The organism is Exiguobacterium sp. SH0S1 (genome assembly GCF_004337165.1).
Classification (GTDB): domain Bacteria; phylum Bacillota; class Bacilli; order Exiguobacteriales; family Exiguobacteriaceae; genus Exiguobacterium; species Exiguobacterium aurantiacum_A.
Genome location: NZ_SJVC01000001.1, coordinates 109,544 through 135,182 on the forward strand (window position 1 = coordinate 109,544; position 25,639 = coordinate 135,182).

Below are 25,639 nucleotides of genomic sequence, written 5' to 3' on the forward strand. Positions count from 1 at the left end.
GGAGGTATTTACCAAATGGCTATTAAACACGCAACGACTCAAACGTTCGAACAAGAAGTGAAAGAGGGCGTCGTCCTCGTCGATTTTTGGGCAGCATGGTGTGGACCGTGCCGCATGATCGCACCGGTTCTTGAAGAACTCGATCAAGAGATGGGCGACCAAGTCCAAATCGTTAAACTCGACGTTGACGAGAACCCAGAAGTAGCGGGCGCTTTCCAAATCCAAAGCATCCCGACACTCATGATGTTCAAAGACGGACAACCTGTCTCGAAAACAATGGGCTTCCAACCAAAAGAAGCGCTTAAAGAGTTTATCGCGTCAGCAAAATAATAAACGTACAGCCGATCGGGAGACCGATCGGCTGTTTTTTGTTGGCTTCGTTAGGGAACAAGGAGTTTAGTGAGCGAGCAAAGAATAAGATAGGTTAAGGTTTACCATCGATTCGGGAGCGGCAACACGTTTGAGAGAGCTTACATATGCTGTCCGCATCCAATTTTTTTTAGTCGTTTTTTGTCGACTCCCTTCATATTTAACAGTTCAGGTTTTTTTAACCATGGCTAGAAAAGTGAGAAGCTTTTATCATGGAAACAGCCTGAAAATTTACGCTATACTCATGAGGAAGACGTGATGGCGTCAAATGAACTTAATATTTGATGTCATCGTTGTAAGACTCTGTTCGAAGGAGGAATTTTCTTGTCGGTGTTACATTTCGCTATCTTATTGCCGCTCCTCGCGGCACCGTTCATCCCGTTTTTGTTTCGGGCGTTGAAACGGATCCATACGGGCTGGTTCGTACTAGTCGTCCCGGTACTCCTGTTCGTCTACTTCTTCCGCTTCATCGGAATCACGAGTGCGGGAGACGTCGTGAGCGAAACGGTCGAGTGGATGCCGTCGCTCGGGATCAACTTTACCGCTTACGTGGACGGGCTTGGACTACTGTTTGCCCTCCTCATTACAGGGATTGGGGCGCTCGTCGTCCTGTATTCGATTTACTACTTGAACAAAGATAAAGAGTCGCTCGGTCACTTTTATGTGTACTTGCTTCTCTTCATGGGTGCGATGCTCGGTGTCGTCCTCTCGGATAACATGGTCGTCATGTACATGTTCTGGGAACTCACATCGATTTCGTCGTTCCTGTTGATCGGGTATTGGTATGAGAAAGAACGCTCTCGCTACGGGGCACGCAAGTCGATGCTGATCACCGTGTTCGGTGGTCTGTCGATGCTCGGCGGGATCGTCATCTTGGAGTCGATCGTCGGATCGTTCAGCATCCGCGACATGGTCGCGAATCAAGCGCTTATCGCCGAAAGTCCGTTCTTCGTCGCCGCCATGATTTTGATTTTGCTTGGGGCGTTCACGAAGTCAGCGCAATTCCCGTTCCACATCTGGTTGCCGGACGCGATGGAAGCACCGACCCCGGTCAGTGCGTACTTGCACTCGGCGACGATGGTCAAGGCCGGGCTCTACTTGGTCGCCCGGATGAGTCCGGTGTTCCAAGAATCATCGCTCTGGCTATGGATCATCGCCTCGGTCGGGACGTTCACGTTGTTCTGGGGAGCCTTCAACGCCGTCAAACAGACGGACTTGAAAGGGATACTCGCGTTCTCGACGGTCAGTCAGCTCGGTCTCATCATGTCGCTGCTCGGCCTTGGCGCCGCGGCGCTTCATTACGACGGGATCGACGACAACATCTTCATGGTCGCGACGATCGCGGCCATCTTCCACTTGATCAACCACGCCACGTTCAAAGGGTCGTTGTTCATGATGGTCGGGATCGTCGACCACGAGACGGGCACACGTGACATCCGTAAGCTCGGCGGTCTCATGACCGTCATGCCGATCACGTTCACGATCGCCGTCATCGGCTCGTTGTCGATGGCAGGGTTACCGCCATTCAACGGCTTCCTTAGTAAAGAGATGTTCTTGAAGGCGACGACGAAAGTGTTCTCGATGGACTTCTTCGCGCTCGACACGATCGGGATCTTGATCCCTGTCGTCGCGTTCATCGCGAGCGTGTTCACGTTCATCTATAGCTTGATCATCTTTACACGGACGTTCATGGGGAAAGCCAAGTTCGACGAATTGCCGAAACAGCCGCACGAGGCACCGATCGGGATGCTCATCCCGCCGGCCATTTTAGCCATCCTCGTCGTCGTCCTCGGCTTCGTTCCGAACGTGTTGTCGAACTCGCTCATCAAGCCTGCCGTCGAGTCGATCTATCCGACGCTCGTCGCGAGCGGGCAAGAGGTCAAAGTCGACATCTACTTCTGGCACGGACCGACTCCAGAGCTATTCATGACGCTCGGGATTATCGCCCTCGGGACGCTCATGTTCTTCATGATCAACAAGTGGATGGGGATCTACAACCATATCCCGAACCGGTTGACGCTGAACGGTATGTACGACGGGTCGCTCGTCTGGTCGAACAAAGCGGCTTATCGTTTTAAAGACAATTACATGACCGGCTTCATCCGGTCTTACTTGATCTACATCTTCCTGTTCTTATCAGGGATGCTGTTGTTCTCGATGTACTGGTTCGACTTGTTCAACTTCTCGTTCGGCGAGATGGAGGCTGTCGCGCCGTATGAATATGTGCTCGGGGCGGTCATCATTTTGGCGGCGCTCGCGATTCTGTTCATGGGCTCACGCCTGCCATCGATCATCTTGCTCGGGGTCATCGGCTATTCGGTCGCCTTGTTCTTCGTGTTCTTCGGTGCGCCGGACCTCGCCTTGACGCAGCTCGTCATCGAGACGGTATCGGTCGCCTTGTTCTTGCTCGTGTTCTATCACATGCCGGAGATCAGCCGCAAAGAAGTTCGTATCAAATTTAAAGTGGAGAACGCGATCGTGTCGGTCATCGTTGGGGTGACGGTCATGTTGCTCAGCTTCATGGCACTGTCGAACCGATCGTTGTCTTCGATCTCTGAGTATTATAAAGAGAACGTCTACGACTTAGCAGCCGGAAAGAACATGGTCAACGTCGTCCTTGTCGACTTCCGGGGCTTTGATACGCTGTTCGAGATCGTCGTCCTCGCCGTTGCGGCAATCGGGATCTATACGATGATCAAATTTAGAACGACAGAACGCACGAAAGGAGCAGATGAACATGAATCGGAAAAATGATCAAGTGAATGACGTCATTTTACAGACGGCCGCGGTGATCATCTTCTTCATCATCATCATGTTTTCAATCAACCTATTCTTCGCCGGGCACTATTCGCCAGGCGGCGGGTTTGTCGGTGGATTGATGACGGCTGCTGCTCTCGTGTTGTTACTGCTCGCGTTCGACTCGAAGACGCTTGCGAAAGTCTTACCGTTCGACTATCGAATCATGACGGCACTCGGTCTTGTCATTGCGATGCTAACATCGCTCCACAGCATCTTTTGGAATCGTCCGTTCCTGACACACGCTTATGACAAGTTCGATTTGCCGCTCCTTGGTGAGCAGACGCTTCACACGGCCATCGCCTTTGACTTAGGCGTCTACCTTGTGGTCATCGGTGTGACGATGACGATCATTCAAACGATTGGAGAGAGTGAATAATGGAAATCTTCGTTAGCATCATCATCGGGGTACTGACGATGAGCGCGGTCTACATGATTCTCTCAAAGAGTTTGTTGCGCATCATCATCGGTACCGGCCTGCTCAGTCACGCAGCCCACTTGCTCGTCTTGACGATGGGTGGACTGAAGACGGGAGCGGCACCTGTCCTCGTCGACGGGGTCACGGAATATACTGACCCGCTACCGCAAGCGCTCGTCTTGACGGCGATCGTCATCAGCTTCGGTGTGACGGCGTTCTTCTTGGTACTCGCTTATCGGACGTACCAGGAGTTGACCACGGATAATATTGAGGAAATGAAAGGAACGGAATCGAATGATTAACTTACCGATCTTTCCGATTGTCATCCCTGCACTTGCGGCCGTCATCCTGATGTTCGCACCAAAACAGGTACGCCTACAACGTGTGATGGCACTCGGGGCTTTACTTGTCACGTTCGCGGTATCGGTGTTGCTCGTCTTCACCGTATCGCAAGACGGTATCTTGACCGTCAACCTCGGGAATTGGCCCGCACCGTTCGGAATCACGCTCGTCTCGGATATGTTGTCGGCGCTTCTCGTCACAACATCGACGTTGATCGTGTTCTTCATCGTCTGGTTTGCGACGCATTACTTCTCGGACGCTTATGAATCGAACTACGTGTACGTCGCGATGTTATTTTTACTCGTCGGTGTCAACGGCGCCTTCACGACGGGCGATATTTTCAACTTGTTCGTCTTCTTTGAAGTCTTCCTCATCTCTTCGTACGTCTTGATCGTACTCGGTGGGAAAGGTGTCCAGTTGCGCGAGTCGATCAAATACTTGCTCGTGAACGTCATCGCGTCGGCGCTGTTCGTCATGGCCGTCGCACTTCTTTACGGCGTCGTCGGGACGCTCAGTCTCGCTGACTTGGCACAGAAGATCCCGCTCGTCGAAAATCAAAACGTCATCACCGTCATCGGTGTCTTGTTCGTCATCGTCTTCGGTATGAAAGGGGCGCTCGTCCCGTTGCACTACTGGCTGCCTGGATCGTACGTCGTTGCCCCGACGCCGATTCTCGCTATGTTCGGTGCCTTGCTCACAAAAGTCGGCGTCTATTCGATCTTACGGACGTACACGCTCTTGTTCGACACAGGGTCGTTCATGCAGACGTTCTTGATCGTGCTCGCCGTGCTGACGATCGTCATCGGGATGACCGGGGCGATCGCATATAACGATGTGAAGTTGATCATCATCTACAACATCATGATCGCGGTCGGCGTCATCCTTTACGGGATCGCCCTCAATACGCAGACGTCGCTCGAAGGGGCGCTCTACTATTTGATGCACGACATGCTCATCAAGGCCGCCTTGTTCATGCTCGTCGGGATGATGATCGGGATCACCGGTTCCGGTCAACTTCGCGACATGGGTGGATTGATCACCCGGTTCCCGCTGTTCGGATGGACGTTCTTCATCGCCGCGTTGTCACTCGCCGGCATTCCGCCGCTCAGTGGCTTCTTCGGTAAATTGTTGATCGTTCAAGGCGGGGTGGCCGACGGCGACTTGTTCGGCCCGCTTCTCATCTTGCTGTCGAGCTTGTTCGTTCTGTTCTCGGTCATTAAGATTTTCCTCTATGGGTTCTGGGGAGAAGAGAGACGCGTCTATGACGGTCCGCTCGTCCCGTATATGAGCCGACTCATCGTGCCGACGTTGTTACTCGTCGCAGTGGCCGTCGCGTACGGATTCGGGGCCGAGGCGATGCATCCGTTCATTACCCAGGCAATCGAACCGCTCGTCGACCCGGAAATCTACATCGATGCCGTGATTAAGGAGTGATTTAGACATGGCTTACCAACTACTCATCAACTTTTTCTTGGCGTTCATCTGGATGTTCTTCTCCGGTACGTTCACGACGAGCGGGTTTCTCATCGGTTACTTGCTCGGACTGCTCGTCATCTTCATGATGCGGCGGTTCTTCAAATCTGAAGGTACGGGCTTTTACTTCACACGTGTGATCAAGCTGTTCAAGCTGTTCTTGATTTTTGCACGTGAGCTCGTCATGGCGAACTTCGAGGTGTTACGTCTCGTCTTGAGCCCGAAATTGAAGATTCAACCTGGTATCTTCCGATATGAAACGTCACTGCGCACGGGTTGGAAAATCAGCCTGTTGTCGATGCTGATCTCGCTCACACCAGGGACGCTCGTCGTCCAAGTCTCGAAAGATAATAAAATACTTTATATCCACGCACTCAACATGCCGGATAAAGAGGCGCTCAAACGCGACATCTACAATAACTTTGAATCAACGATTAAGGAGGCGACGGAATGAGCATATTAGATATTTTAATTTACATTGCGCTCGCCATTCTCTTGTTTGCCATGCTCGGCATGCTGTATCGGGTCATCAAAGGGCCGACGACCGCTGACCGTGTCATCGCGCTCGACTCGATCGGGATCGCGTTGATCTCGGTCGTCGCGCTATTGTCGATCTTGCTCGACACGACGATGTTCTTCGAGGTCATTCTTTTGCTCAGTATCCTCGCCTTCATCGGTACGGTGGCGTTCTCGAAATTCTTAGAGAGAGGGGAAATCATTCATCATGACCGCGACAACGATCTTTGATATATTGACCGGCGTTTTCACGATCATCGGGGTGTTCTTCACGGTCGTTGCGGCGATCGGCCTCATCCGTTTGCCAGACGTCTATTCACGGACGCACGCGGCATCGAAGTCGGCGACGCTCGGCGTCATGTTCGTCTTGTTCGCGGCGGTGCTCCACGTCTGGGTCGACCAACGTATCTTCGACGCACGTCTCTTGCTCGGCTTGTTCTTCGTCTTGTTGACCGCACCGGTCGGCGGACACTTGCTCGCTCGGGCGGCTCACGCTAAAGGCGTCCCGCTCTGGGAGAAGTCGTTACAGGACGCGCTCAAAGAAGATAAGGAAAAAGGGATCGAATGACGAAAGGCTCTTCCATACGACATGGAAGAGCCTTTTTTTACATCAAGTGTGTCAAATCAGAGGCGGACGTCGGATAGGCGAACTCTAAGTGCTTAACGTGTTGATGGCTGATATTGTTTTGTATAATAAACGAGAACAAGTTGATGAGCTCGGGCGCGTGTTGCCCGATCAAGTGAGCGCCGATGACGCGGCCGTCTTTGCTGAGTAAGACGCGCGAGAAGGCGGTCGCGTCATTGACCCGTTCATACGTAAGAAAGTGGGACATGTCATTGTCCCTGCATTCATAGTCGATCCCGAGCGATTTCGCCTCGTCGACCGTCAGACCGACTTTGGCGATTGGCGGCGTCGTGAACACGACCGTCGGGGCCGGACGCTCCGGCAATGGACGTGTGTTGTTCCGCAACAGGTTAAGGGCGGCGATCCGTCCTTCTTGCCCGGCAAACGGAGTGAGCGCCGGGTTCGGACTTTTGGCGACGTCGCCGGCCGCATAGACGTTCGCGTTCGTCGTCTGTAAATAGTCGTTGACGGTGATCCCGTCCTTGTCCGCCTCGATGCCGGCCGCATCCAACCGTAGCCGCTCGATGCTCGGGATACGACCCGTGGCGTTAAGGACGAGCCCTTCTAGGGTAGAGTCATCTGATAATGTCAAGATGTTCCCGTCGAGCTTGACGGGCTCAAGCCCGAACCGGACGTCGATGCCGATGTGGACCGTCTCATCGATGAGCCGTTTCACAATTTTTCGGTCGAACTGTTTAAGCGCCCGCGACCGGATGAGGAGTGTGACAGCGCTGCCGAACCGGCGGAGAATGTGCGCGAACTCGAACGCGATGTATCCGGCACCGACGATGGTGATCCGCTCGGGCACGTCCTCGAGGTCGAACACGTCGTCGCTCGTGATGGCGTCTTCACCGCCTGGGATGTCGAGCGGGCGCGGGAGTTGGCCGGTCGCGATCAAAAACTGATGCGCCGAGATCTCATGGCCTTCGATGACGATCGAGTCCTCATCGATAAAGTGGGGCTCGCCCTCGTATAAGTCGATGTCATCTTCTTTCCACTTGTGCATCTTCGTCGTCGGGATGGCGAAGCGGTATTCATCGACACGTCGCTTGAAGGCGTGCCAGTCGAGCGTGATGTCACCTTTGACGCCGAGCGGTTTCATGCGTTCGACTTTGGCGATGAGTTCCGCCCCTTCCGCGAGCATCTTTTTCGGATCGCACCCGCGTTGTGGGCACGTCCCGCCGAACGTCCAATTCTCGACGATGGCAATCCGTTTACCGGCGTCGCGTAAAACGCTCGCGGCTTGACTCGCTGCCGAACCGCTGCCGATGATGATTACGTCATATCGTTTCATCAAAAACCCTCCCTCTGAGACTACACCGATTTTTTCCCGTCTTGGAGGAAGCTAAACTGAGGTGATAAAATTTGAGTCAAACTGACCACATTAAACATAAATTGGCGCTGCTCCCGGACGAACCGGGCTGTTACTTGCATAAGAACGAGTATGGCGAGATCGTCTACGTTGGGAAAGCGAAAAACTTAAAGAATCGCGTCCGCTCTTATTTTACTGGGGCACACGATATTAAAACGATGCGTCTCGTCGCCGAGATCCGTGACTTCGAATATATCGTCACGGCGAGCGAGCTCGAGGCACTCTTGCTCGAGATGACGCTCATTAAAAAACACGACCCGAAATACAACATCCGGTTGAAAGACGACAAATCGTATCCGTATATTAAAGTCACGAACGAGCCGTACCCGCGGCTGCTCACGACACGTAAGTTGAAACGGGACGGCGGCCATTACTTCGGGCCATACCCGAACGCCTACGCCGCCAACGAGACGAAACGGTTGCTCGACAAGCTGTATCCGCTCCGGAAATGTCAGCCGATGCCACGGAAGCTCTGTCTGTACTACCACATCGGCCAATGTCTCGGTCCTTGTGAACTCGCTGTCGACACCGACGAGCAGAAGTCGATCGTCCAAGAGATCCGCCGTTTCTTGAACGGGGAGACGAGCGAGACGCTCGCCAAGCTTCAAGTCGATATGCACCAGGCGGCCGAGGATATGCAGTTCGAGCGGGCGGCCGAGCTCCGCGATCAAATCCGGGCCGTCGAATCGATCATGAACAAACAGAACATGATCACGGCCGACCCGACGGCGCGCGACGTCTTCGGCTATACGCTCGACCGGGGCTGGATGTGCGTCCAAGTGTTCTATATGCGCGGCGGCAAGATGATCGAACGCGACGTCTCGTTGTTCCCGCTCCACGGGGAACCGTCAGAAGAACTCGAGAGCTTCATCGTCCAGTTCTATGAGCAGAACGTGTTGCCGAAAGAAGTGCTCGTCCCAGAGATTGTCCGGATCGACTTGTTAGTCGAGGCGCTCGGGACGAAAGTGATGCAACCGAAACGCGGGGCGAAACGACAGTTGCTCGAGCTCGCGACGAAGAACGCGGGCATCGCCTTGAACGAGAAGTTCGAACTGCTCGCGCGTGATGAAGAGCGGACATTGCTCGCGATGCGTGAGCTCGGTGAGGCGATCGGTATCCCGAACTTGTCGCGCGTCGACATCATCGATAACGCCAACATCCAAGGGGCTGACGCCGTCTCGGCGCTCGTCGTCTTCGAGGACGGCAAGCCGCTCAAGAAAGAATATCGGAAGTACAAGATCCGGACCGTCCAAGGACCAGACGATTACGAGACGATGCGCGAAGTCGTCCGTCGCCGTTTCCGGCGATTGTTGACCGAGGAGAAACGTCTGCCGGATCTTCTATTGATCGATGGGGGACTCGGCCAGTTGAACGCCGCCCTTGACGTGTTGCAGAATGAGTTCGGCCTCGATTTGCCGGTCGGATCGCTGAAGAAGGATGACCGCCACCGGACGAGCCAGCTTCTGTTCGGTGAAGGCGGCGGTGTCGTCGAATTGAACTCGCGGTCAAGCGCGTTCTATCTGTTGCAACGGATGCAAGACGAGGTTCACCGTTTCGCCATCACGTTCCACCGCAGCTTGCGGACGAAGAAGATGACGCAGTCGGTGCTCGACGATATCCCGGGTGTCGGACCGAAGCGGCGTCAGCAACTGATCCGTCATTTCGGGTCGATGAAACAGATCCGTCTCGCCTCGCTCGAACAGTTGAAGGAAGCAGGCCTGCCGGAGAAGTTGGCTGAGACCGTAATCCAATACGTCCATGAGGAGACAGATGAATGAGAAAGAGCCGATGCGACCGCATCGGCTCTTCTTATTCGTACGTATCTTTTTGGTCTAATTGGACGGTGATGTGGACGGCCTGACGCCCCGGGTCGGCATAGCCTTCGGCGACGCATTGGAAACGACCGGCAATCTGTTCGGCCAAAAATCCAGCCTCAAGCTGGTAATACCCGTTCGCTTTCGCTTGGGTCGCAGGCGGAGGAGTGAGTTCGAACACGAACTTGCTCTCTTTTTCTTTCACGAGCGTCAACTCTCCCCAACCGGCTTCCGAAAAGAACGCAGTCAGTTCTTCATTCGGCATCGTCGGGAATTTGCGGGCGACCCGTTTTCCGGACCAATAGATGACTTGGGCGTAATCGTCCCCAAGCAAATCTGTCAACACATAGTCGCGAAGCAGTTCGATCGCGAAAGTGGGTTGGCTCATCGTTTCCATCTTATTCCATCACTCCAATCTTTCTATACTATTATAACGACAAATTTGGATTTGGTCACCGGGTATTTTCTAAAAGAATGTGGGACAAATCGGCTAGGTTATCTTGTCATACAAATTTCACAAGAGTAGAATAGGAGACAGAAAGCTATATTTACATTTGAAAACGCTTTTATTTACAAAACGAGCCAAGGGCTCGTGAAAAGGGGGAACTAGAATGGCAGCGCGTCGTGACTATTTCAGTCGTAAAGTCCATTCGCTACTTGGGGTCATTCCTATCGGCCTGTTTTTGATCGTCCATTTGTCGGTCAACTACTATATCGTCGATGGGGTGGAATCGTTCAACAAGGCAGCAAAATTTATGGAGAGCTTACCGTACTTGTACTTCCTTGAAGTGACAATCATCGCTTTGCCGATGATTTTCCACGGTGTGTACGGCGTGTATTACGCCTTCCTCGGTTCGATCAACACGAACCGATACTCATACGCGCGGAACTGGATGTACATGATCCAACGCTTCACGGGCGTATTCCTCGTCATCTTCATCGCGTGGCACGTTTGGGAAACGCGCTTGGCGAAGTTGCGTGGCGTCGAGGTCAATGCGGAGATGATGCAAAACATCGTCGACAATCCGCTCATGCTCATCTTCTACATAGTCGGGATCCTCTCGGCTACGTTCCACTTCGCGAACGGTCTCTGGTCGTTTGCCATCACGTGGGGAATCACACAGTCGCCGCGTTCACAACACTTCATGAGCTACGTCTCTGGAGCCGTGTTCTTGGCACTATCTTTTGTCGGCATCCGTTCAATCTTGACGTTCGCGGGCATCTTGTAATAGGGGGAAATGTATATGGCAAATCAAAGTTTGATCGTCATCGGTGGCGGTCTAGCTGGACTCATGGCGACAATCAAGTCGGCAGAGATGGGTGTTCCGGTTAAACTATTCTCGCTTGTACCGGTCAAGCGTTCACATTCAGTTTGTGCTCAAGGCGGCATCAACGGAGCCGTCAACACGAAAGGGGAAGGGGATTCTACTTGGCAACACTTCGATGACACGGTTTACGGCGGGGACTTCCTTGCCAACCAACAGCCAGTCCAAAAGATGGCAGAAGCGGCACCGAAGATCATCCACATGTTCGACCGGATGGGCGTCATGTTCAACCGGACGCCAGAAGGTCTGCTCGACTTCCGCCGCTTCGGCGGCACGCTCTATCATCGGACGGCTTACGCCGGCGCGACGACAGGGCAACAGCTCTTGTACGCGCTAGACGAACAAGTCCGTCGCTTCGAGGCACAAGGTCTTGTCGAGAAGTATGAGGGCTGGGAGTTTCTCCGTGCCATCGTCGACGAAACGGGTATTTGCCGCGGTGCGGTCTGTCAGGATTTACGCTCGATGGAAATTAAAGCGTTTCCATCGGATGCGGTCATCCTCGCGACAGGCGGTCCAGGTGTCATCTTCGGCAAATCGACGAACTCGGTCATCAACACAGGGCAAGCGGCTGGAGCGGTTTACCGCCAAGGTGCCGTCTACGCCAACGGGGAGTTCATCCAAATCCACCCGACGGCGATCCCAGGGGACGACAAGCTTCGGCTCATGAGTGAGTCGGCGCGTGGAGAAGGCGGACGTGTTTGGACATACAAAGACGGAAAACCTTGGTACTTCCTTGAAGAGAAGTATCCGGACTACGGAAACCTCGTACCGCGTGATATCGCGACACGTGAGATTTTCGAAGTCTGCGTCAACCAAAAGCTCGGCGTCAACGGCGAGAACATGGTCTATCTCGATTTGTCGCATAAAGATTCGAAAGAACTCGACATCAAGCTCGGCGGTATTCTTGAAATTTATGAGAAGTTCGTCGGCGACGATCCGCGTAAAGTACCGATGAAGATCTTCCCGGCCGTTCACTACTCGATGGGCGGACTATGGGTCGACTACGATCAAATGACGAACATCCCAGGGCTGTTCGCAGCCGGCGAGTGTGACTATTCGATGCACGGGGCGAACCGTCTCGGCGCGAACTCACTCTTGTCTGCCGTTTACGGCGGGATGGAGGCCGGTCCTGCGGCGGTCAACTATATGCGCGGTCTCGACCAAGCGACCGAGAGCGTGCCAGAAGCGCTCTTCAACTTCAACGAACGTGAAGAAATCGAGCGGTTCAATGACATTCTCGCGATGGAAGGTACGGAGAACGCCTACCAGATTCACCGGGAACTCGGCGAACTCATGACCGACAACGTCACGGTCGTTCGTTACAACGATAAGCTCGAAGCGACAGACTTGAAGCTACGCGAGCTACGCGAACGCTTCAACAACATCTCAGCGACCGATACGGCGCGCTGGAGCAACCAAGGTGCCTCGTTCATCCGTCAACTCGACCACATGCTCGACCTCGCGCGCGTCATCACGCTCGGCGCCCTTAAACGCGACGAGAGCCGTGGCGCTCATTACAAACCGGACTTCCCGGAACGGAATGACGAGTTGTTCATGAAGACGACGATGGCACGTTACAACGAAGGGGAAGTCGATATCTCGTTTGAAGAGATCGACGTTTCGTTAATCCCGCCACGTAAACGGGATTACTCGAAGAAAGGGGCGAAGACGAAATGACGACGCCGATGCAGTCTGAGCATAAAGATATTCGTTTTATCATCGAACGCCAGGACGGTCCGGATCAAGCGACCTATACGGAAGAGTTCTCGGTCCCATATCGTCCGAACATGAACGTCATCTCGGCGCTCATGGAGATCCGCCGCAACCCGGTCAACGCTGAAGGCAACAAGACGACACCGATCACCTGGGACATGAACTGTCTTGAGGAAGTGTGCGGCGCTTGTTCGATGATCATCAACGGCAAGCCGCGCCAGTCGTGTACGGCGCTCGTCGATAAACTCGAGCAGCCGATCCGCCTTGCTCCGATGAAGACGTTCCCGGTCATCCGTGATCTTCAAGTCGACCGTCAGCGCATGTTCGACGCTTTGAAAAAAGTGAAGGCGTGGGTACCGATCGATGGCACGTACGACCTCGGTCCAGGACCACGGATGCCAGAGAACAAACGTCAATGGGCGTATGAACTATCGAAATGTATGACGTGCGGTGTCTGCCTTGAGGCTTGCCCGAACGTCAACGACAAGTCGAACTTCATCGGCCCGGCCGCACTCTCACAAGTCCGTCTCTTCAACTCGCATCCGACCGGCGCTTTCCACGCGGAAGAACGTCTCGAAGCGCTAATGGAAGACGGAGGCATCATGCAGTGCGGAAACGCGCAAAACTGTGTCGAGGTTTGTCCGAAAGGCATTCCGCTCACGACGTCAATCGCCGCGATGAACCGTCAGACGACGCTTCACTCGTTCAAACAGTTCTTCGGCAGCGACAAAGGTCGTACCGGTTCTGCGGTCGAGGCGTAACGTTTGCCGATGTCAAAGTATTTTCGGGAACCCGGTTGGGAAACGCGTGTCAGGTCAGGAATCGAGCTCGACGTCAAAGTCCGCTTTTCGGAGTGCGACCCGTACGGCCATATGAATAACACGATCCCGTTCATCTATTTTGAGGATGCGCGGATCGAGCTACTCGAAACGACAGGATTTTCCTTGAAAGACGGTTTCGTCGTCGTGGCGGACGCCCAGTGCGATTACGTCCGACAAGTGATGCCGCGGCAACAGTTGAAGGTATATGCCAATGTCTTGACGGTCGGAAACACTTCATGTGATATTCATTACGGCGCATATGATGGAGATCAACTCATGTTCGCGGGCCGTACGAGCCTCGTGCATTTGTCAAAAACCGGTCGCCCGGCCGAATGGACTCCAGAATATAAAAATCGCTTGCAGAATTTTTGCGAATCCGCTATCATTTGATAATGAGTTCACAAACAAAAATTTCTGCCGGTTCGCCTGCAGAATTCAGATTTGAAGGGAGACTATCACGTCATGGAAAAAACATTCACAGTCGTTGCTGATTCAGGAATCCACGCTCGTCCAGCTACTCAGTTGGTCAACACAGCTTCTAAGTTCCAATCAGATATCAACCTTGAGTACAATGGTAAGACAGTTAACTTGAAGTCGATCATGGGTGTACTTTCACTCGGAATCGCTAAAGATTCAACAATCAAGATCACTGCAGCAGGTGACGATGCAGAAGAAGCGGTTAACACGCTCTCTGACATGCTCACTAGCGAAGGTCTTGCTCAGTAATTCGAGCAACGGACGAGGCGGCCAATCGGCTACCTCGTCTTTTTTGTTTGTCATGACACCGTTTCTTTTTTGGATACGGCTTTTTTGGTAAGATAGATGGGAATGGAAGTGATATTTATGAAACGAGCGATTGGAGTACTCGATTCAGGTGTTGGCGGCTTGACCGTGGTCAAAGAACTGATCCGCCAGCTGCCGAAAGAAGAAATCATCTATATCGGCGACACGGAGCGCTGTCCGTATGGGCCGCGCCCGCACGATGAGATTGAAGCATATACGTGGGAATTGATTGAATTCCTATTAGAAAAAGACGTTAAGATGATCGTCATCGCCTGCAACACGGCGACGGCCGTCGTCTTGAAAGAAGCGCGCAAACGCCTCAACATCCCGGTCATCGGTGTCATCGACCCGGGCGCCCGGGCCGCCGTCAAAGGCACGCGCAACAAACATATCGGTGTCATCGGCACGAAGATGACGGTCGAAAGCAATTCGTACGAGACGGCGCTCCGTCACGTCGCGGGCGAGATTGATGTCTATTCGCTCGCTTGCCCGCCGTTCGTTCCGCTCGTCGAAGCCGGCGAACTGAGCGGCGAACGCGTCCGGTCGATTGTCGCCGAGACGATCCTGCCGCTCCAAGCTTCGGAGATGGACACGCTCATCCTCGGGTGCACCCATTATCCGTTGCTAGCGCCGGTCATCCAAGATGTCGTCGGACCCGATGTCCATTTAATTTCGTCAGGTGATGAGACGGCGCTCGAAGTGGCAGCGATCCTTGATTTTAAAGAACTTGAGAACGATTTGGATACCATCCCGACGCATCAGTTTTATGCGACCGGGGATGTCGCCATCTTCAACCGATTGGCGACAGAATGGCTTGGCCAACCCGTGAAAGCGGAGAAAGTAGAGGTGTCTGGTGTCGATGCGTAACGAAAGACAACATGATGAACTGCGGACCGTTGAGATCATTCCGCACGTGAACAAACATGCCGAAGGCTCGGTCTTGATCTCGATCGGGGACACGAAAGTAATCTGTACGGCGACGGTCGAAGAACGCGTCCCGAACTTCCTGCGCGGGAAGAAGCAAGGCTGGATCAACGCCGAGTATGCGATGCTGCCACGGGCGACGGGCAACCGGACCGTCCGGGAATCCGTTCGCGGTAAGCAGACAGGACGGACGATGGAGATTCAACGGTTGATTTCGCGCTCGCTCCGTTCGGTCGTCGACTTGGAACGGCTCGGTGAACGGACGATCTGGATCGATTGTGACGTCATCCAAGCGGATGGTGGCACACGGACAGCGTCGATCACAGGCGGTTTTTGTGCGCTCGTGCTCGCGGTCGACGCGCTCATCCGTCAAGGCAAACTCGGCGACACGCCAATCAAAGAAGGCGTCGCCGCCATCTCGGTCGGTCGGACGAACGAGCTGTTGCTCGACTTGAACTATGAAGAAGACGCGGCGGCCGAAGTTGACATGAACGTCGTCATGACGGCGAGCGGACGCTTCGTCGAAGTGCAAGGCACGGGTGAAGAAGCGACGTTCACGCTGCAAGAAATGAATGAGATGCTACAGATGGCCCAAGGCGGGATCGAGACGCTGTTCAAAGCAGCAGAAGACGCGCTCGGTGCCTCATGGTGGTACGTCGGGGAACAAATGGAGGAAACGATATGAAACTGATTGTCGCGACACGCAACAAAGGGAAAGTGGTTGAAATCGAAGGGATGCTCACGCCGCTCGGATTTGAAGTCGAGTCGCTCTTGGACTATCCGGATGCACCGGAAACGGATGAGACGGGCACGACGTTCGAAGCGAACGCCGAACTGAAAGCGACCGAGGCGGCCCGTTACTTCGGACACGCCGTCCTCGCCGACGACTCGGGGCTTGAAGTCGATGCGCTCGACGGTGCCCCAGGCGTCCACTCGGCCCGCTTCGCCGGTCCTGAGAAGTCGGACGCGGCGAACAACGCGCTCCTGCTCGAGAAGTTGAACGGGGCGAACGACCGCTCGGCTCGCTTCGTCTGCGCGCTCTGCCTCGCCAAATCGACAGGCGAGACGTTGACCGTGCGCGGGACGATCGAAGGCACGATCGGCTATGCGCCTCACGGGGAAAATGGATTCGGGTACGACCCGCTCTTTATCGTCCCGTCGCTCCATAAGACGGCAGCAGAGCTCGAGCGTGACGAAAAGGCGGCGGTCAGTCACCGCGGTCAGGCGTTAAGAAAACTAGAGGCAGAAATCATTCCATTTATGAAAGGTTGAGGTGTATGCGTTTTCTCGTAGTCAGTGACAGTCACGGATTGACAGACGAACTATCGACTATCTTTACGCGGCATGAAACCGAGATTGAGGACGCGTTTCATTGCGGCGACTCCCAGCTCGCGCTCGTCGACGAGCACTTGCTGCCGTACCGGACCGTCCGCGGCAATTGCGATTTTGGGGGCGACTTGCCGCTCGAACGGATCGAAGAGACACCTGAAGGCACGGTTTTAATCGTCCACGGCCATCACCATGACGTGAAGTTCGATTTGAACCGGTTGCGTTATCGGGCCGAGGAAATCGGGGCGAACGTTGTCTTGTACGGTCACTCGCACGTGGCCGGGGCCGTCATCGAAGACGGGGTGCTCTACGTGAACCCGGGCTCGATCCGGATGCCGCGCGGACGCTCGGACAAGACGTACGCGTTGATCGACCTTGACGCCGGTCAGGCAGCGGTCCGGTTTTACCGGTCTGAGGACGGGACGCCCGTCGAAGATTTGGACTTGTCAGGACAACTTTGAACAAAACAGAAAGAACCAATTGACAGCAAAGCATTTTTCTATTATAGTTTTCTTGTCAATGTCCCAATAGCTCAGCTGGATAGAGCAACGCCCTTCAAGACAAATAGGAGCCTTTATAGGGAAACAGAAACCTATAGAGTGGACGACACTATATCGGTGAAGCCTTAACAGATCATGCTGATGGTAATACCGAGGAAACTTGTATCCTTTCGAGGTCAAGGTGGTTCAAAGGACTAAAGGGTCAGCCTTTAGAGGTAGAACCATTGAAGGAACAATTTGTTCGTGAGGTTCCGTAGAGACTACACGTGTCGCACCTGAAATGGTGAAGATATAGTCCAGACTACAAACAACATGCGTTGGTGGCGAAAGCCATGGTGGTAAGCTAAGGCGTCGGTCGGGGGTTCGAATCCCTCTTGGGACACTTCCATTTAAAATAGAGATAGCCTCCACGGAGGTTGTCTCTTTTTTCGTTTTCCGGGGTATTGATTGACAACGCAGCAATTCCTAAGGAAGATGGAGATGGATGGAAGAAAGGGTGTGTGAAGATGGAAAAAGAGCGGGAGTACCCGTTTCCAGGGAACTGGTCGCGGCTGCAGAAGATGATTCAAGAAGCGGACGCGGCCGGGGAGCGGCAACGGGTCGAGCCGATCCTATGGGATTGGTACGCAGCCGTCAAAGGCGATCAGTTTATTTTCATGGAAATTTTTCAATGTTTGATGGAGCGTCCGGAAGAGCCGGAAACGCTTGAAAAACTCGAAGAACTCGTCACGACGCAGATTCATGAGGCAGAAGAACCGGCAGCCGGCGGGCTTCAAATTGCCCAGTACTACATCATGCGTGACCAACCTTTCGAGGCGGCACACTGGATCCATCAATATTTAGAGTGGCAAGACAAGGCCGATCAAGTGAACACCCAAGCTTACCAAGTGCTCCAAGTACTTAAGATGACCGAGTTTCCGGCGGCCATCGCCAAACTGAAACGGACGGTTCATCGTGGCAGTGTCGGGGAACAGATTGAACTGCTCGAGCACGTCCATTTCAATATCGATGACGTACTCGACAACGTATTGAAGGGACTGCTCCTTGAAGATCGCCCGAAATTGATGAAGCTGATCGTGCTCGAAAAAGCGTTCGAAGAACTGTCCGTCATCGAATGGGTCGACCTCGAAACGCATCATCGGCTGACGCAGGCAGAGGCACAAGTGAAGATGGACGAATGGGAGCATGTGGTCCACGATTTGCAGAAAGCCGTCAAAGGCGACGAAATCGCGACGCAACTGCTCATGAACTACATGTATACGCACTATCCGTTCACACCGGGTGAGGCATCTGAAATCGAAACAGCCGTCGTGAAAGCGAAAGCAGCGATCTTGAACGATGAAGAAACAGACGGGCTCGCGGCTGAAATTTTAGAGGCGGATATCCGGTTCACGCAAGCGTTTCTAGACTAAATCCTTGTGTGCAGTCACCGGATTTATGCTATAATACTGATTGTTGTACATTTTTGTACGGTATAGAAGAATAAACGAATTTGTTGGAGGGACTTAGCATGACAGCAAAATGGGAAAAAACATCAGGTAGCCAAGGCGTACTCACGTACGAAGCACCTGCAGAAGCATTCAATAAAGCAGTCGACGCAGCATTTAAAGATGTCGTCAAAAACTTGAACGTACCTGGCTTCCGTAAAGGGAAATTGCCACGTCCAATGTTCAACAAAATGTACGGAGAAGAAGCACTCTTCCAAGATGCGCTTGATATCCTCTACCGTGACACAATCCAATCTGCAGTCGAAGAAGCTGGTTTCGAACCAATGGCTCTCGAAAACATCGACGTTGATGGCACACTCGAAAAAGGTCAACCGGTTACTTTCAAAGTAACATTCGTGGTTGAACCAGAAGCTGAGCTCGGCGACTACAAAGGTCTCGAGTACGATGCTGTAGAAACGAACGTCACAGACGAAGAAGTCGCAGCAGAACTTGACGCCCTCAAAGAGCAAGGCGCAGAACTTGCTGTTAAAGAAGGCGCAGTCGAAAACGGCGATACAGCTGTCTTTGATTTCGCAGGTTTCGCTGAAGGCGAGCAATTCGAAGGTGGCACGGCTGAAAACTACACACTTGAAATCGGTTCAGGTCAATTCATTCCTGGATTCGAAGAGCAAATGGTAGGCATGACTGCTGGTGAAGAAAAAGACATCGAAGTAACATTCCCTGAAGAGTACCACGCTGACAACTTGGCGGGTAAACCAGCGACGTTCAAAGTCAAACTTCACGAAGTAAAAGCGAAGCAAGTTCCTGAGCTCGACGACGAGTTCGCAAAAGACATCGACGAGTCAGTAGCATCACTCGACGAGTTGAAAGCGAAAATTCGTGAGCGCTTAGAAGCTGCGAAGCAACAAGAAGCTGATGGCACGATGCGCGACCAACTCGTTGAGCAAGCAACTGCTAACGCGACAATCGACGTACCTGCAATCCTCATCGACCAAGAAGTAGACCGCATGGTTCAAGAGTTCGGTACTCGTGTATCTTCACAAGGCATCGACCTCAACATGTACTTCGAACTCACTGGCACAACAGAAGAAGCTATGCGTGAAGAGATGAAAGAGCAAGCTGAAGAGCGCGTTAAAGCTCGTCTCGTCTTGAAAGCAATCGCTGAAAAAGAAGCGATCGAAGTAACTGATGAAGATGCTGAGAAAGAACTCGAAGAAATGTCTAAACTCTACAACATCGCACCGGACCAACTCCGTACGATGCTCGCACCGCAAGGCGGAATCGAGACACTTAAAGGTGACCTCAAATTCCGTAAGGCGATCGACATCCTCGTTGAAACTGGTAAAGCGAAGTAATTAGATGAGATGAGGGCGACTGCCACGCAGTCGTCCTTTTTTCTGTAATGACACTTTGTATGTGTTAATCTTTGATGTCGCTATATGTTCATGCTACAATTATTGCAACGCAGAGATGTAAATGTTTTTTCGTGAGTGCTTTGCACCTGAAAATACAAATAGGCGATTTATCGCACTTACATCCATTTTCATTCAGAAGGGGTGTACCGAATGTTCAAATTTAACGAGGAAAAGGGACAACTTAAATGCTCGTTTTGCGGGAAATCGCAAGAACAAGTCCGTAAACTAGTCGCCGGTCCTGGCGTATACATTTGTGACGAATGTATTGAACTTTGCAATGAAATCGTTGAGGAAGAGCTCGGTGTCGAAGAAGAAGTCGAATTCAAAGACATTCCAAAACCACAAGAGATCCGTAACGTCCTTGACGAGTATGTCATCGGCCAAGACCGGGCGAAACGTGCGCTTTCGGTAGCTGTCTATAACCACTATAAACGCATCAACGCCGGTGGCCGTTCTGATGATGTCGAACTTTCGAAGTCGAACATCGTCATGATCGGACCAACTGGTAGCGGTAAAACGCTTCTCGCTCAGACGATGGCTCGCGTCTTGAACGTCCCGTTCGCAATCGCGGATGCGACGAGCTTGACGGAAGCCGGTTACGTCGGGGAAGACGTCGAGAACATCTTGCTCAAGCTGATCCAATCGGCTGACTACGATGTCGAGAAGGCTGAAAAAGGGATTATCTATATCGATGAAATCGATAAGATTGCCCGCAAGTCGGAAAACCCATCGATCACGCGTGACGTGTCTGGTGAAGGGGTCCAACAAGCCTTGCTCAAGATTCTTGAAGGGACGACTGCAAGCGTACCGCCACAAGGTGGACGGAAGCATCCGCATCAAGAGTTCATCCAAATCGATACGACGAACATTCTCTTCATCGTCGGCGGCGCATTCGCCGGCATCGAAGCGGTCGTCAAACGCCGCATCGGGAAGAAAGTCATCGGTTTCGGGAACGAACAAGAAAATCGCGAGATGACGCAAGAAGACTTGCTCGCCCGCGCATTGCCGGAAGACCTTCAAAAATTCGGCTTGATCCCTGAATTTATCGGACGTCTACCGGTCATGGCGACGCTCATGACACTCGACGAGTCAGCGCTCGTCGAAATCTTGACGAAGCCGAAAAACGCGCTCGTCCGTCAGTACGTGAAGATGCTCGAACTCGACGACGTCGAACTCACGTTCACAGACGAGTCGTTGATTGAAATTGCCAAACTTGCGATCAAACGTAAGACAGGTGCACGTGGTCTCCGCTCGATTATCGAAGAAATGATGCTCGATGTGATGTTCACCGTCCCATCGCGTGACGATATCGAGAAAGTCATCATTACAGACGAAACGATTACGGGTCTTGCCGGTCCGAAATATGTTCTCCGTGATGGTACTGTCGAACAGACAGGGGACAACCAAGAAACAGCTTAAAGTTCTTAACGAAAAAGGCTCAAACACTCGGCACAACCGAGTTTTGGGCCTTTTTGCACAGGAGGCGTTGTAATGGAACAATTACCAATTCTTCCTTTGCGTGGAGTTGTCGTTTATCCGCTGATCGGAGTGACGATCGACGTCGGGCGACCGCTCTCATTACGAGCACTCCTTGCCGCAAAGGAACACGAGACAGATTTGATTGTCGTCACACAAAAAGAGACAGGCAAAGAATCACCTGAACCGGAAGACCTTTACGCGATCGGGACGCGGGTCCACATCGCCAAGATGAGCGAACTGTCGAACGATACGGTACGGGTCCGCCTCGTCGGGAAAGAACGCGTCAAAATCAACGCCGTCGAAGCGACGAAAGACGGCTGGTTTGCTGACGTCGACTCGCTCGAACTCGTTGAAGGGGAAGAAGTCGAGCGGACGGCACTCGTGCGGCTCTTGAAAGAACAGTTCGGCAAACTCGTCGGGACGATCAAAGGCTTGTCACCGGACGAGCGTCGTCGGTTTGAGATGTATGAGCGGCTCGAATCGCTCACTGACTACATCTCATCGAAACTCGATGTCGATGTCGACATTCGCCAAGCGATGCTTGAAGAACCAGACGCGGTCAAACGCGGGCTCGAACTTCTCGAGATCATGACGCACGAAGTCGAGATCATCGAGCTCGAACAAGAGTTGCGTGAACGGACGAAGAAGACGATTGAACAAGCGCAAAAAGAGTACTACTTACGTGAACAGATGAAGACGATTCAACAAGAACTCGGAGACCAGTCGCAAGAGTCGGAACCGAACCGTCTTCTCGAGAAGCTCGAGGCGCTCGACTTGCCGGAAACGACACGGAAGAACGTCATGCGGGAAGCGGAACGGTTGAACGTCGTCCCGGCGACGTCACCTGAGTACGCCGTCATCCGCAACTACCTCGATTGGATTGTCTCGCTGCCGTGGGGAATTGAAACCGAAGATAAATTGGACGTCAAACATGCGGCCGGTGTCCTCGACGATGACCATTACGGGCTCGAATCGGTCAAAGACCGGATCCTCGAATACTTGGCGGTCCGTCAATTGACGAACTCGCTGCGGGGACCGATCCTTTGTCTCGCCGGACCTCCTGGGGTCGGGAAGACGTCGCTCGCCCGCTCGATCGCTTCGGCGCTCGAACGTAACTTCGTCCGCGTCTCGCTCGGTGGGGTGCGTGACGAGGCTGAGATTCGCGGTCACCGCCGGACGTATATCGGCGCGATGCCAGGCCGGATCATCCGTGGCTTGAAGCAAGCTGAAAGTAAGAACCCGGTGTTCTTGCTCGATGAGATCGACAAGATGGCGTCGGACTTCCGGGGCGACCCGGCTTCGGCCATGCTCGAAGTGCTCGACCCGGAACAGAACGTCTCGTTCTCGGACCATTACATCGAGGAGCCGTTCGACTTGTCGAACGTGCTGTTCATCGCGACGGCGAACGACGTCTCGCAAATTCCGGCCCCGCTCCTCGACCGGATGGAACTCATTCAAATCGGCGGCTACACGGAGCTCGAAAAAGTCGAGATCGCGAAACGTCACTTGATTCCAAAACAATATAAAGAACACGGCTTGAAAAAGAGCCAGCTCACGATTAAAGAAGACGCGCTCTATGAAGTCGTCCGCCGCTACACACGCGAGGCCGGCGTCCGCAACCTTGAGCGTGTCATCGGATCGCTTTGCCGGAAAGCGGCGAAACAGATCGCGATCGGCGAGAAGAAACGTGTCACCGTGTCGCTCAAAGTCCTAAGCGACTACCTCGGGAAACCGAAGTATCGTTACGGCAAAGGCGAGACGGAAGACTCGATCGGAGCGGTCACAGGCCTCGCTTACACGGCGTTCGGCGGCGATACGCTCACGATCGAAGTCGCGCTCGCACCGGGCAAAGGCAAGCTGCAGTTGACGGGGAAACTCGGCGACGTCATGCAGGAGTCGGCGCAGACGGCGTACAGTTACGTCCGCTCGAACGCGGAACGGTTCGGGATCGACCCGACGTTCTACGAGCGGCAAGACGTGCACATCCACGTCCCGGAAGGTGCCGTCCCGAAAGACGGGCCATCCGCCGGGATCACGATCGCGACGGCGCTTATCTCGGCCTTGACCGGGAAGAAAGTCCGACGTGACATCGGGATGACCGGAGAGATCACGCTCCGTGGCCGTGTCCTGCCGATCGGCGGCTTGAAAGAAAAAGCGCTCGCCGCGCATCGGGCCGGACTCACGACCATCATCATCCCGAAAGACAATGAACGTGACATCGATGACATTCAAGACACCGTCCGTGAAAAACTGACGTTCGTCCCGGTCACGATGCTCGATCAAGTATTAGAAGTAGCATTTGGAGGAAAACAATGAAAATCAATAAAGCAGAATTTATTACGAGTGCCGTGGCGCCGGACCATTATCCGGTCCACGAGTTGCCAGAAGTCGCACTCGCCGGCCGTTCGAACGTCGGGAAATCGTCATTCATCAACAAGATCTGTCAGCGTAAAGCACTCGCCCGGACATCATCAAAACCGGGGAAGACGCAGACGCTGAACTTCTTCAACATCAATGACGAGATCATGTTCGTCGACGTCCCGGGCTACGGGTATGCCAAAGTTTCGAAGACCGAGCGTGAGAAGTGGGGCGTCATGATGGAGCAATACTTGACGTCGCAAAGCGCGCTCAAAGGTGTCGTCCTCTTGGTCGATATCCGACACGAGCCGTCGGGTGATGACGTGACGATGTACAATTTCTTGAAACATTATGAGATTCCGGTCATCGTCGTCGCGACGAAACTCGATAAGATCAAGAAAGCGCAGCGCCAGAAACATGAGGCGGCCGTGAAGCGGAAGCTTCAATTCGAATCGACTGACCGATTCGTCTCTTTCTCGGCCGAAACGGCAGAAGGAAAAGACGAAGCGTGGAAAGCCATCTACGATTTGTTGACGGACGACGAGGGATAACCCCCTCGTCTTTTTGTTTTTAGGGTTACGTGAACGGGTAAGTATCGTATAATTGTCATATTGTATAGCAATACATTAATAAACGAGGTGGAAAGATGCAGAGAATGTTTGAAAGCAAATGGTATCGCTTCTTATTTTGGACGTTGACGATTTTCTTAGTGATCTTGGTCGGGACAGAGATTTCATTCGTGTTCGAACCGATCCAAGTCATATTGGCGCTCGTCACGGTACCGCTTATTATTTCAGGACTTTTCTTTTATTTTCTCGTTGGAGTCGTCGATTATTTAGAACGACGGTCCGGGAAACGTGGCATGTCAGTCGCAATCACGCTAACATCGCTTATCCTGATCATCACGCTCGTTTTCAGTATTCTCGGGCCCGTGCTCGTCGAACAAGTGACCGATCTCGTCAACGCGATGCCGAGCATCGCCAAAGAGTTGCAGCAACAAGCGTTCTCAGTGCGTGACTCGCTTATGCAAAACGAGTTCCTGTCGCGCTTCATGGCGGAAAACGATGACATGTTCACCGACTTGACCAATAATGTCACCACATACCTCGGTGATATTTTTGGCAATATTGCTTCTTCATTCGGCCAAGTCATCGGATTCATTACATCAGCTGTCATCACGATCGTCGTCATTCCGTTCATGTTGCTCTATATGCTGCTTGACGGGAAGCATTTGCCGGACTCGATCGTCAAGCTGTTGCCATCGAGCTATGAGAAAGAGACACGTAAAATTTTGAACGACATGCACACGACCGTTAAGAACTACGTGCACGCCCAACTGATCGTCGCGTTCTTCGTCGGGATCACGTCGCTCATCGGTCTTTGGATCGTCGGTGTCGACTACGCCATCTTGCTCGCACTCTTCATGATGGTGACGAACATCATCCCGTACGTCGGACCGTTCCTCGGGGCGGCACCGGCCGTCGTCGTCGCCTTCATCCAAGATCCGATCAAAGTGCTCTGGGTCATCCTCGTCATCATCATCGTCCAACAGATCGAGGCGAACGTCATCTCCCCGCTCATTCAAGGGAAAACGCTCAAAGTGCATCCGCTCACGATCATCATCGTCTTGCTCGTGGCCGGTAACCTGGCTGGGATCATCGGGATGTTGGTTGCGGTTCCGACGTATGCAGTGGCGAAAGTCGTCGTCAAAAACATCGTCCGCATCTATAAATTGAAAGAGCGACAACATTACCTCGAGTCGGAGGAAGAAGACAAGCCGGAAAGTACGATTATCACAGATTCATCGTCACTTAAATGA

General features: G+C 53.0%; 26 protein-coding genes. 24 read left to right on the plus strand and 2 right to left on the minus strand.

Going from position 1 to position 25,639, the window contains the following annotated elements; genetic code table 11:
- The first annotated feature begins 15 nt into the window (after positions 1-15).
- From trxA to mnhG, 8 genes are all read left to right on the plus strand, one after another.
- Entirely contained in the window at positions 16-330 is a 315-nt protein-coding gene (gene trxA / locus EVJ20_RS00545) for a thioredoxin (protein WP_070327741.1), read from the plus strand.
- Between the two features lie 363 nt (positions 331-693).
- Positions 694-3,123, plus strand: a complete 2,430-nt coding sequence (locus EVJ20_RS00550) for a Na+/H+ antiporter subunit A (RefSeq protein ID WP_131465516.1) — start codon at positions 694-696, stop codon at positions 3,121-3,123.
- Positions 3,107-3,544 (plus strand): Na(+)/H(+) antiporter subunit B, encoded by a 438-nt coding sequence (locus EVJ20_RS00555; protein WP_131489910.1) that lies wholly within the window; start codon positions 3,107-3,109, stop codon positions 3,542-3,544. Before EVJ20_RS00550 ends, EVJ20_RS00555 begins: the two co-directional genes overlap by 17 nt.
- Complete coding sequence (locus EVJ20_RS00560; protein WP_071399343.1) at positions 3,544-3,885, plus strand: Na(+)/H(+) antiporter subunit C; 342 nt, start codon at positions 3,544-3,546, stop codon at positions 3,883-3,885. The genes EVJ20_RS00555 and EVJ20_RS00560 overlap by 1 nt, the downstream gene beginning before the upstream one ends.
- Positions 3,878-5,359, plus strand: a complete 1,482-nt coding sequence (locus EVJ20_RS00565) for a Na+/H+ antiporter subunit D (RefSeq protein WP_131506799.1) — start codon at positions 3,878-3,880, stop codon at positions 5,357-5,359. Before EVJ20_RS00560 ends, EVJ20_RS00565 begins: the two co-directional genes overlap by 8 nt.
- Before the next feature lie 7 nt (positions 5,360-5,366).
- A complete protein-coding gene (locus EVJ20_RS00570; RefSeq protein WP_131465514.1) occupies positions 5,367-5,852 on the plus strand; it encodes a Na+/H+ antiporter subunit E in 486 nt (161 codons plus the stop codon).
- Positions 5,849-6,145: a Na(+)/H(+) antiporter subunit F1 gene (locus EVJ20_RS00575; RefSeq protein WP_201738989.1), complete on the plus strand. Its 297-nt coding sequence runs from the start codon at positions 5,849-5,851 to the stop codon at positions 6,143-6,145. Before EVJ20_RS00570 ends, EVJ20_RS00575 begins: the two co-directional genes overlap by 4 nt.
- A complete protein-coding gene (gene mnhG, locus EVJ20_RS00580; RefSeq protein WP_016510023.1) occupies positions 6,123-6,482 on the plus strand; it encodes a monovalent cation/H(+) antiporter subunit G in 360 nt (119 codons plus the stop codon). Before EVJ20_RS00575 ends, mnhG begins: the two co-directional genes overlap by 23 nt.
- Before the next feature lie 37 nt (positions 6,483-6,519).
- On the opposite strand, the gene EVJ20_RS00585 is transcribed toward mnhG, so the two are convergent.
- A complete protein-coding gene (locus EVJ20_RS00585) occupies positions 6,520-7,833 on the minus strand; it encodes a dihydrolipoyl dehydrogenase family protein (protein WP_131489909.1) in 1,314 nt (437 codons plus the stop codon).
- Between the two features lie 71 nt (positions 7,834-7,904).
- Here EVJ20_RS00585 and uvrC point away from each other — a divergent pair, with 71 nt between their 5' ends.
- Positions 7,905-9,689 carry an excinuclease ABC subunit UvrC gene (gene uvrC, locus EVJ20_RS00590; protein ID WP_131465512.1) on the plus strand — a complete coding sequence of 595 codons (1,785 nt, stop codon included), beginning with the start codon at positions 7,905-7,907 and terminating at the stop codon, positions 9,687-9,689.
- 31 nt (positions 9,690-9,720) lie between these two features.
- Here uvrC and EVJ20_RS00595 read toward each other — a convergent pair whose 3' ends face one another.
- On the minus strand, positions 9,721-10,113 hold the full coding sequence (locus EVJ20_RS00595) for a YslB family protein (RefSeq protein ID WP_236633419.1): 393 nt from the start codon (positions 10,111-10,113) through the stop codon (positions 9,721-9,723).
- Between the two features lie 223 nt (positions 10,114-10,336).
- On the opposite strand from EVJ20_RS00595, the gene EVJ20_RS00600 reads away from it, so the two are divergent.
- From EVJ20_RS00600 to EVJ20_RS00670, 15 genes are all read left to right on the plus strand, one after another.
- A complete protein-coding gene (locus tag EVJ20_RS00600) occupies positions 10,337-10,954 on the plus strand; it encodes a succinate dehydrogenase cytochrome b558 subunit (protein WP_071399350.1) in 618 nt (205 codons plus the stop codon).
- 15 nt (positions 10,955-10,969) lie between these two features.
- Positions 10,970-12,727, plus strand: coding sequence for a succinate dehydrogenase flavoprotein subunit (sdhA, locus tag EVJ20_RS00605; RefSeq protein WP_070327732.1), 1,758 nt, complete (start codon positions 10,970-10,972; stop codon positions 12,725-12,727).
- Positions 12,728-12,735: 8 nt separating this feature from the next.
- Entirely contained in the window at positions 12,736-13,524 is a 789-nt protein-coding gene (gene sdhB, locus EVJ20_RS00610) for a succinate dehydrogenase iron-sulfur subunit (RefSeq protein ID WP_199749316.1), read from the plus strand.
- A 9-nt stretch (positions 13,525-13,533) separates the two neighbouring features.
- Positions 13,534-13,974 carry an acyl-CoA thioesterase gene (locus EVJ20_RS00615; RefSeq protein WP_131465509.1) on the plus strand — a complete coding sequence of 147 codons (441 nt, stop codon included), beginning with the start codon at positions 13,534-13,536 and terminating at the stop codon, positions 13,972-13,974.
- Between the two features lie 72 nt (positions 13,975-14,046).
- On the plus strand, positions 14,047-14,310 hold the full coding sequence (locus tag EVJ20_RS00620; protein WP_021066838.1) for a phosphocarrier protein HPr: 264 nt from the start codon (positions 14,047-14,049) through the stop codon (positions 14,308-14,310).
- A 117-nt stretch (positions 14,311-14,427) separates the two neighbouring features.
- Complete coding sequence (gene racE, locus EVJ20_RS00625; protein ID WP_070327730.1) at positions 14,428-15,234, plus strand: glutamate racemase; 807 nt, start codon at positions 14,428-14,430, stop codon at positions 15,232-15,234.
- A complete protein-coding gene (gene rph, locus EVJ20_RS00630) occupies positions 15,227-15,976 on the plus strand; it encodes a ribonuclease PH (protein ID WP_070327729.1) in 750 nt (249 codons plus the stop codon). Before racE ends, rph begins: the two co-directional genes overlap by 8 nt.
- Positions 15,973-16,563, plus strand: coding sequence for an XTP/dITP diphosphatase (locus EVJ20_RS00635; RefSeq protein ID WP_131506801.1), 591 nt, complete (start codon positions 15,973-15,975; stop codon positions 16,561-16,563). Before rph ends, EVJ20_RS00635 begins: the two co-directional genes overlap by 4 nt.
- A 5-nt stretch (positions 16,564-16,568) precedes the next feature.
- Entirely contained in the window at positions 16,569-17,081 is a 513-nt protein-coding gene (locus EVJ20_RS00640) for a metallophosphoesterase family protein (RefSeq protein ID WP_131506803.1), read from the plus strand.
- Positions 17,082-17,626: 545 nt separating this feature from the next.
- Positions 17,627-18,532 (plus strand): hypothetical protein, encoded by a 906-nt coding sequence (locus EVJ20_RS00645; protein WP_131506805.1) that lies wholly within the window; start codon positions 17,627-17,629, stop codon positions 18,530-18,532.
- A 98-nt stretch (positions 18,533-18,630) separates the two neighbouring features.
- Entirely contained in the window at positions 18,631-19,923 is a 1,293-nt protein-coding gene (tig, locus tag EVJ20_RS00650; protein WP_070327725.1) for a trigger factor, read from the plus strand.
- Positions 19,924-20,133: 210 nt separating this feature from the next.
- Positions 20,134-21,402, plus strand: coding sequence for an ATP-dependent protease ATP-binding subunit ClpX (gene clpX, locus EVJ20_RS00655; protein WP_016508522.1), 1,269 nt, complete (start codon positions 20,134-20,136; stop codon positions 21,400-21,402).
- Positions 21,403-21,474: 72 nt separating this feature from the next.
- Positions 21,475-23,778, plus strand: coding sequence for an endopeptidase La (lon, locus tag EVJ20_RS00660; RefSeq protein ID WP_070327724.1), 2,304 nt, complete (start codon positions 21,475-21,477; stop codon positions 23,776-23,778).
- Positions 23,775-24,371, plus strand: a complete 597-nt coding sequence (gene yihA, locus EVJ20_RS00665; protein WP_071399358.1) for a ribosome biogenesis GTP-binding protein YihA/YsxC — start codon at positions 23,775-23,777, stop codon at positions 24,369-24,371. Before lon ends, yihA begins: the two co-directional genes overlap by 4 nt.
- 95 nt (positions 24,372-24,466) lie before the next feature.
- Positions 24,467-25,639 (plus strand): AI-2E family transporter, encoded by a 1,173-nt coding sequence (locus EVJ20_RS00670; RefSeq protein ID WP_236633418.1) that lies wholly within the window; start codon positions 24,467-24,469, stop codon positions 25,637-25,639.

Bases quoted from the DNA above. Each gene is read 5' to 3' on its own strand.
- lon (WP_070327724.1), top strand. From the start codon at position 21,475: ATGGAACAATTACCAATTCTTCCTTTGCGTGGAGTTGTCGTTTATCCG.
- EVJ20_RS00620 (WP_021066838.1), top strand. From the start codon at position 14,047: ATGGAAAAAACATTCACAGTCGTTGCTGATTCAGGAATCCACGCTCGT.
- yihA (WP_071399358.1), top strand. From the start codon at position 23,775: ATGAAAATCAATAAAGCAGAATTTATTACGAGTGCCGTGGCGCCGGAC.
- clpX (WP_016508522.1), top strand. From the start codon at position 20,134: ATGTTCAAATTTAACGAGGAAAAGGGACAACTTAAATGCTCGTTTTGC.
- EVJ20_RS00640 (WP_131506803.1), top strand. From the start codon at position 16,569: ATGCGTTTTCTCGTAGTCAGTGACAGTCACGGATTGACAGACGAACTA.
- EVJ20_RS00565 (WP_131506799.1), top strand. From the start codon at position 3,878: ATGATTAACTTACCGATCTTTCCGATTGTCATCCCTGCACTTGCGGCC.
- EVJ20_RS00615 (WP_131465509.1), top strand. From the start codon at position 13,534: ATGTCAAAGTATTTTCGGGAACCCGGTTGGGAAACGCGTGTCAGGTCA.
- EVJ20_RS00635 (WP_131506801.1), top strand. From the start codon at position 15,973: ATGAAACTGATTGTCGCGACACGCAACAAAGGGAAAGTGGTTGAAATC.
- racE (WP_070327730.1), top strand. From the start codon at position 14,428: ATGAAACGAGCGATTGGAGTACTCGATTCAGGTGTTGGCGGCTTGACC.
- sdhA (WP_070327732.1), top strand. From the start codon at position 10,970: ATGGCAAATCAAAGTTTGATCGTCATCGGTGGCGGTCTAGCTGGACTC.
- EVJ20_RS00570 (WP_131465514.1), top strand. From the start codon at position 5,367: ATGGCTTACCAACTACTCATCAACTTTTTCTTGGCGTTCATCTGGATG.
- sdhB (WP_199749316.1), top strand. From the start codon at position 12,736: ATGCAGTCTGAGCATAAAGATATTCGTTTTATCATCGAACGCCAGGAC.
- EVJ20_RS00555 (WP_131489910.1), top strand. From the start codon at position 3,107: ATGAATCGGAAAAATGATCAAGTGAATGACGTCATTTTACAGACGGCC.
- trxA (WP_070327741.1), top strand. From the start codon at position 16: ATGGCTATTAAACACGCAACGACTCAAACGTTCGAACAAGAAGTGAAA.
- EVJ20_RS00645 (WP_131506805.1), top strand. From the start codon at position 17,627: ATGGAAAAAGAGCGGGAGTACCCGTTTCCAGGGAACTGGTCGCGGCTG.
- EVJ20_RS00670 (WP_236633418.1), top strand. From the start codon at position 24,467: ATGCAGAGAATGTTTGAAAGCAAATGGTATCGCTTCTTATTTTGGACG.
- EVJ20_RS00560 (WP_071399343.1), top strand. From the start codon at position 3,544: ATGGAAATCTTCGTTAGCATCATCATCGGGGTACTGACGATGAGCGCG.
- rph (WP_070327729.1), top strand. From the start codon at position 15,227: ATGCGTAACGAAAGACAACATGATGAACTGCGGACCGTTGAGATCATT.
- EVJ20_RS00575 (WP_201738989.1), top strand. From the start codon at position 5,849: ATGAGCATATTAGATATTTTAATTTACATTGCGCTCGCCATTCTCTTG.
- EVJ20_RS00595 (WP_236633419.1), bottom strand. From the start codon at position 10,113: ATGAGCCAACCCACTTTCGCGATCGAACTGCTTCGCGACTATGTGTTG.
- EVJ20_RS00600 (WP_071399350.1), top strand. From the start codon at position 10,337: ATGGCAGCGCGTCGTGACTATTTCAGTCGTAAAGTCCATTCGCTACTT.
- mnhG (WP_016510023.1), top strand. From the start codon at position 6,123: ATGACCGCGACAACGATCTTTGATATATTGACCGGCGTTTTCACGATC.
- tig (WP_070327725.1), top strand. From the start codon at position 18,631: ATGACAGCAAAATGGGAAAAAACATCAGGTAGCCAAGGCGTACTCACG.
- EVJ20_RS00585 (WP_131489909.1), bottom strand. From the start codon at position 7,833: ATGAAACGATATGACGTAATCATCATCGGCAGCGGTTCGGCAGCGAGT.